General features: G+C 62.0%; 5 protein-coding genes. All 5 read left to right on the top strand.

Annotation, left to right across the window (positions count from 1 at the left end):
* The first annotated feature begins 110 nt into the window (after window positions 1-110).
* Window positions 111-578: an NUDIX hydrolase gene (locus AACR77_RS17475; RefSeq protein WP_010673620.1), complete on the top strand. Its 468-nt coding sequence runs from the start codon at window positions 111-113 to the stop codon at window positions 576-578.
* A gap of 158 nt (window positions 579-736) precedes the next feature.
* Complete coding sequence (mnmA, locus tag AACR77_RS17470; RefSeq protein WP_010673619.1) at window positions 737-1,843, top strand: tRNA 2-thiouridine(34) synthase MnmA; 1,107 nt, start codon at window positions 737-739, stop codon at window positions 1,841-1,843.
* 103 nt (window positions 1,844-1,946) lie between these two features.
* The gene (gene hflD / locus AACR77_RS17465) at window positions 1,947-2,558 is read left to right on the top strand and encodes a high frequency lysogenization protein HflD (RefSeq protein WP_010673618.1); all 612 of its coding nucleotides are present in this window, start codon (window positions 1,947-1,949) and stop codon (window positions 2,556-2,558) included.
* A gap of 30 nt (window positions 2,559-2,588) precedes the next feature.
* The gene (gene purB / locus AACR77_RS17460) at window positions 2,589-3,959 is read left to right on the top strand and encodes an adenylosuccinate lyase (RefSeq protein ID WP_042014264.1); all 1,371 of its coding nucleotides are present in this window, start codon (window positions 2,589-2,591) and stop codon (window positions 3,957-3,959) included.
* 152 nt (window positions 3,960-4,111) lie between these two features.
* The coding region (locus AACR77_RS17455) for a cupin domain-containing protein (RefSeq protein WP_042883022.1) at window positions 4,112-4,499 on the top strand (388 nt) is incomplete at its 3' end.

Below are 4,499 nucleotides of genomic sequence, written 5' to 3'. Positions count from 1 at the left end.
GCGCACCACCGCCCGCCGTCCGGCTCGCCCCAAGCCCTCTGAATGAAGGCGACAGCGGATCTGCATCGAGCGCCCCTGCCGGGGCACAGACAACAAGACAAGGAGTCCTTATGAGCGATCACCCCCCGCTGCCCACCCGCCTCACCGTGGCCGCCCTGGTGCACTGGCAGGGGCGTTTCTTGCTGGTGGAAGAGGAGATTGCGGGCAAGCGCCGCTTCAACCAGCCCGCCGGCCACGTGGAGCCGGGAGAAGATCTCATCCAGGCGGCCTGCCGCGAGCTGAAGGAGGAGACGGGACTCACCGCCGCCCCCACCGGCTGGCTCGGGGTCTACCTCTTCAAACCGGCGGACAGCGAGGCCACCTTTGTGCGCACCGCCGTCATCTTCGACCTTGAAAAGTCGCCCGGTCAGCACCATCCAGAGGATCCCGACGGTGACGTACTGGCCTGTCACTGGCTCAGCCTGGAGGAGATTGCCGAGTGCAAGCCCGCCCTGCGAAGCCCCCTGGTGTGGCAGTGCATTCAGGACTATCTGGCCGGCACCCGCCTGCCGCTGTCGGCCCTCAAGGCCTTTATCTAAGCGCCATTGGACGCTCTTTTTGACGCTATGGGGCCGAGACAAGAAAAACGATTTCCCGCCACCGGGCTTCCAAGGGGAACGGCGGCAGGGAGATGTGACCGGGGGCGCAAAACTCTGGTAGAATACGCCCCGTTTAAACGAACTGGTAACTTCGACTAATGACAGACAACAGCCAAATCAAGGTGATCGTCGGCATGTCCGGCGGCGTGGATTCTTCCGTCTCGGCCTACCTGCTCCAGCAGCAGGGCTATCAGGTCGAAGGCTTGTTCATGAAGAACTGGGAAGAAGACGACACGGACGAGTACTGCTCTGCCGCCCAGGATTTGGCTGATGCCAAGGCCGTCTGCGACAAGCTGGGGATGAAACTCCACACCATCAACTTCGCCGCCGAATACTGGGACAACGTCTTCGAGCACTTCCTGGAAGAGTACAAGGCGGGTCGCACCCCGAACCCGGATATCCTGTGCAACAAGGAGATCAAGTTCAAGGCGTTCCTGGAATTCGCCGCCGAAGAGCTGGGGGCCACCTACATCGCCACCGGCCACTATGTGCGCCGTGACGACAGCACTGGCCGCCCGCGCCTGCTGCGCGGCCTCGATACCAACAAGGATCAGAGCTACTTCCTCTATACCCTGAGCGAAGCCCAGGTGGGTCAGAGCCTGTTCCCGGTCGGGGATCTGGAAAAACCCGAGGTGCGCCGCATCGCCGAGCAGCTGGATCTCATCACCGCCAAGAAGAAAGACTCCACCGGCATCTGCTTCATCGGTGAGCGCAAGTTCAAGGACTTCCTGGCCAAATTCCTGCCCGCCCAGCCCGGTCCCATCGAAACCGTGGACGGCAAGATCATCGGCGAGCATCAGGGGCTGATGTACCACACCCTGGGCCAGCGCAAGGGGCTCGGCATCGGCGGTCGCAAAGATGCCACCGAAGAGGCCTGGTACGTGGTGGACAAAGAGGTGGAGCGCAACACGCTCGTGGTGGCGCAAGGGGAACACCCCCGCCTCTACTCCGACGGCCTGGTCGCGAGCCAGCTGCACTGGGTGGATCGCACCCCCATTCGCGCGCCGCGCCGCTGCACCGTCAAGACCCGTTATCGTCAGGAAGACATCCCCTGCCTGATCCAGCCCATCGACGATGAGACCATCCGGGTCATCTTCGACGAGAAACAGGCTGCGGTGACCCCGGGCCAGTCCGCCGTCTTCTACGACGGGGAAGTGTGTCTGGGCGGCGGTATCATCGAACAACGTTTCAGCCATCCGGTTTGAGCCAATAGCAGAAGGCAGCCTACGTGAGCGATACATTCCAAGGCCGGATCATGACCTGCTGCGGGCATCTGCCAGTGAATGAACAGAACAGGGCCGTGAAGATATGAGCGACAAATTCCAAGACAGAACCATGGCCTTCGCAGGCATCTGCCAGGCCGCCTATCTGGTGCAGAAAGTGGCCCGTGACGGCTCCTGCGACGAAGCCTCCCTGCGCGAGAGCCTGCAAAGCATTCTGGTCACCAACCCCACGCAGCCGCTGGAAGTGTTCGGCAGCCACCTGGCCATTCGCGACGGCTATCGCGCCCTGGTGGAACAGCTGGGGGCCGACGGCAGCCAGAAGAATGCCGAGCTGACCCGCTACGTGGTGAGCCTGATCGCGCTGGAGCGCAAGCTCGCCAAGCGCAAGGACATCCTCAACATGCTGGGGGAGCGGATCAGCCAGATCGGCCGCCAGCAACAGCATTTCGATCTGCTCGACGAGCAGATCCTGGCCAACATGGCGAGCATCTACAGCGACCTTATCAGCCCCATCGGGCCGCGCATCCAGGTGGCGGGCACCCCGCTCTTCCTGCAGCAGCCCCTGGTGCAGCACAAGGTGCGCGCCCTGCTGCTCGCAGGCATCCGCGCCGTGGTGCTGTGGCGCCAGCTCGGCGGCAGCCGTACCCAGATCATCTTCGCCCGCAAGAAGATGGTGGAACTGGCCAAACGATTTTAACCCCCACACCAATCATCAGGAGTTCACCCCATGGAGCTGTCCGCGCTGACTGCCGTTTCCCCGATTGACGGTCGTTATGGCGACAAGGCCGATGCCCTGCGCCCTATCTTCTCCGAATTCGGTCTGCTGCGTTTTCGCGTCGAAGTCGAGGTGCGCTGGTTGCAAAAACTGGCCAGCCACGCCGGGATCCCGGAAGTCCCTGCCCTGAGCGAGGCAGCCAATGCCGTGCTTGACGGCATCGTCAGCAACTTCAACGAGCAGGATGCCGCCCGCATCAAACAGATCGAGCGCACCACCAACCATGATGTGAAAGCGGTGGAGTACTTCCTGAAAGAGAAGGTGGAAGTGAACCCGGAGCTGGCCGCCGTCAGCGAATTCATTCACTTCGCCTGCACCTCGGAAGACATCAACAACAACTCCCACGGCCTGATGCTGAAGACCGCCCGGGAAGAGGTGATCAAGCCTTATTGCGAAAAGCTCATCGGCGAGATCAAGCGCCTGGCCGTCGAGTACCGCGACATGCCGCTGCTGTCACGCACCCACGGTCAACCGGCGACCCCGAGCACCATGGGCAAGGAGATGGCCAACGTCGCCTACCGTCTGGAGCGCCAGCTCAAGCAGATCATGGCGGTGGAGCTGCTGGGCAAGATCAACGGTGCCGTGGGCAACTACAACGCCCACATCAGCGCCTACCCGGATGTGGACTGGCACCAGTTCTCCGAGGAGTTCGTCACTTCTCTCGGCCTGACCTGGAACCCCTACACCACCCAGATCGAGCCCCACGACTATATCGCCGAGCTGTTCGACGCCCTGGCCCGCTTCAACACCATCCTGATCGACTTTGACCGTGACGTCTGGGGTTACATCTCCCTGGGCCACTTCAAGCAGCGCACCATCGCCGGCGAAATCGGCTCCTCCACCATGCCCCACAAGGTCAACCCCATCGACTTCGAGAACTCCGAAGGCAATCTGGGTCTGGCCAACGCCGTGTTCCAGCACCTGGCGAGCAAACTGCCCATCTCCCGCTGGCAGCGTGATCTCACCGACTCGACCGTGCTGCGCAACCTGGGTGTGGCGGTGGGTTACTCCCTGATTGCCTATCAGGCGACCCTCAAGGGCATCTCCAAGCTGGAAGCCAACGCGGACGCCATGGCCGCCGATCTGGACGCCAACTGGGAAGTGCTGGCGGAACCCATCCAGACCGTGATGCGCCGCTACGGCATCGAGAAGCCCTACGAGAAGCTCAAAGAGCTGACCCGTGGTCGCCGCGTCGACGCCGAAGGGATGCGCACCTTCATCGACACCCTGGCACTGCCGGAAGCGGTCAAGGTCGAGCTGAAGAAGCTGACCCCGGCCAACTACATCGGCGACGCCCAGCGTCTGGTCGATCTGCTGAAATAAGTGATGTAACCGAACCGGCGGGGGCTCTGTCATGACGGCAGGGCCCCCGTTGATTTTGGCCCATTTGATATGATCACCCTCTATCGGGCCATTTCAGAGCCCTTGCCCAAGCCCGCCTTGGGCAAGCCCTCTCACAAGATACGAGAAGCACCATGTACCAACTCAATCTGGATATCGCTCACTTCCTCGAGCACTACTGGCAGAAGCGCCCGCTCCTCATCAAGGGCGGTTTCACCGACTTTCAGGATCCCATCAGCCCGGACGAGCTGGCGGGTCTGGCCATGGAAGAGGTGATTGAATCGCGCCTGGTCACCCGCTTCAACAACCAGTGGGAGGCGGCCCACGGCCCCTTCGAATCCTACGATCACCTGGGGGAAGAGAACTGGACCGTGCTGGTGCAGGCGTGCAACCACTGGGTACCCGAGGTGCACGAGCTGGCGGTGCCCTTCCAGTTCATCCCGGGCTGGCGCTTTGACGATGTGATGGTGAGCTTCTCCACCCCTCACGGCGGTGTCGGCCCCCACATCGACAACTACGACG

It is taken from the genome of Aeromonas sp. ZOR0002 (assembly GCF_963866995.1).
In the GTDB taxonomy this organism is placed as follows: Bacteria; Pseudomonadota; Gammaproteobacteria; order Enterobacterales; family Aeromonadaceae; genus Aeromonas; species Aeromonas caviae.
Note: the sequence above shows the minus strand (reverse complement) of the source record. Positions and strands in the feature narration are given on the sequence as shown.

Excerpts from the sequence above, each read along its gene's own strand:
- AACR77_RS17475 (WP_010673620.1), top strand. The coding sequence starts at position 111 with ATGAGCGATCACCCCCCGCTGCCCACCCGCCTCACCGTGGCCGCCCTG.
- mnmA (WP_010673619.1), top strand. The coding sequence starts at position 737 with ATGACAGACAACAGCCAAATCAAGGTGATCGTCGGCATGTCCGGCGGC.
- hflD (WP_010673618.1), top strand. The coding sequence starts at position 1,947 with ATGAGCGACAAATTCCAAGACAGAACCATGGCCTTCGCAGGCATCTGC.
- purB (WP_042014264.1), top strand. The coding sequence starts at position 2,589 with ATGGAGCTGTCCGCGCTGACTGCCGTTTCCCCGATTGACGGTCGTTAT.